Origin of the sequence: Pseudomonas sp., assembly GCF_050739655.1 — a bacterium.
Taxonomy (GTDB): Bacteria; Pseudomonadota; Gammaproteobacteria; order Pseudomonadales; family Pseudomonadaceae; genus Aquipseudomonas.
The window spans coordinates 1-1,316 of record NZ_JBOIBY010000141.1 but is presented as its reverse complement, the minus strand read 5'-3'; the positions used below and the strand labels follow the sequence as shown (position 1 = coordinate 1,316).

2 protein-coding genes are annotated in these 1,316 nt (G+C 55.3%); both read left to right on the top strand.

Annotated elements, in window-relative coordinates; genetic code table 11:
- Positions 1-7: 7 nt before the first annotated feature.
- Positions 8-667 carry a paraquat-inducible protein A gene (locus ACRESJ_RS07065; RefSeq protein WP_431757266.1) on the top strand — a complete coding sequence of 220 codons (660 nt, stop codon included), beginning with the start codon at positions 8-10 and terminating at the stop codon, positions 665-667.
- Positions 654-1,277 carry a paraquat-inducible protein A gene (locus ACRESJ_RS07060; RefSeq protein WP_085715997.1) on the top strand — a complete coding sequence of 208 codons (624 nt, stop codon included), beginning with the start codon at positions 654-656 and terminating at the stop codon, positions 1,275-1,277. The genes ACRESJ_RS07065 and ACRESJ_RS07060 overlap by 14 nt, the downstream gene beginning before the upstream one ends.
- Positions 1,278-1,316 lie beyond the last annotated feature (39 nt).

Genomic DNA, 1,316 nt, shown 5'->3' with positions numbered 1-1,316 from the left:
AGCCTTTATGCCGGATCCGGTTGACGCCCAAGGGCTGTCAGAATTACCGCTAGACAATCTGGTTGCCTGTCACGAGTGCGACCTGCTCATGCGCAAGCCAGTACTCGCCCATGGCGAAAAAGCCCTGTGCCCGCGCTGTGGCTACGAGCTTTATGCCAATCGCTACAACGTCGTACAGCGCAGCCTTGCCCTGGTCATTGCCGCACTGCTGTTGTTTATTCCGGCGAACTTTTTACCCATCATGCAACTCAATCTGCTCGGGCAATCTTCGACAGACACGGTCTGGAGCGGTGTTGTCGCGCTTTTTGACACGGGCATGCAAAGCGTTTCAGCGATCGTGTTCCTGTGCAGCATGGGGATTCCGCTGCTCAAGCTACTGTGCCAATTGGCCGTATTGTTGAGCATCCGTTTTGATGTCGGACGCAGCTACGGCTTGTTGCTCTATCGCATTTATCACCATATACGAGAATGGGGGATGCTCGAGGTCTACTTCATGGGCGTACTGGTGGCGATCGTCAAACTGGCAGATATGGCAGCAATCACCGTAGGCCTCGGCCTGGTGTGCTTCATTGGTTTGTTGCTGATTCAAGTCTGGCTGGAAGTCGTGATGTCGCCTCACCAGATCTGGCAAGCGTTATCAGGAGAGGATGCTCATGCGGGCGATTGATGCAGGCATTCTGATTTGCAAGGAATGTCATGAATTGAACAGGCAGGAAGCTGATACCGATGAGCAAGTCTGTACGCGCTGCGGAGCGCTGGTGCATGCTCGCAGCCCGAACAGCCTGGTACGGACCTGGGCATTGCTGATTACCGCCGCCATTCTCTACATACCGGCCAATTTGTTGCCGATCATGACCGTGAACTCCTTGGGCAAAGGTGCGCCCAGCACGATCATGGCCGGTGTGATCGAGTTGATGCACTACGGAATGTTCCCCATTGCGGCCGTGGTGTTCATCGCCAGTATCCTGGTGCCCACCTTCAAGCTGGTAGGCATCGCATTACTGCTGTTTTCCGTGCAGCGTCGTCAGCCCCTTTCGGCTCGCCAGCGCATCTGGATGTACCGCTTCATCGAGTTCATCGGCCGCTGGTCGATGCTCGATATCTTTGTGATCGCCATCCTGGTGGCGGTCGTGAATTTTGGACGGCTTGCCAGCATTGAAGCCAATCTTGGCGCCATCGCTTTCGCCACTGTGGTGATTCTGACGATGCTTGCCGCCGTAACTTTCGATCCCCGACTGATTTGGGATAACACGGAGTCGGACGACGACCATGACTGATTTGCCTGTAGCGAAAACCCGACCGGCCTCCAACTGGTC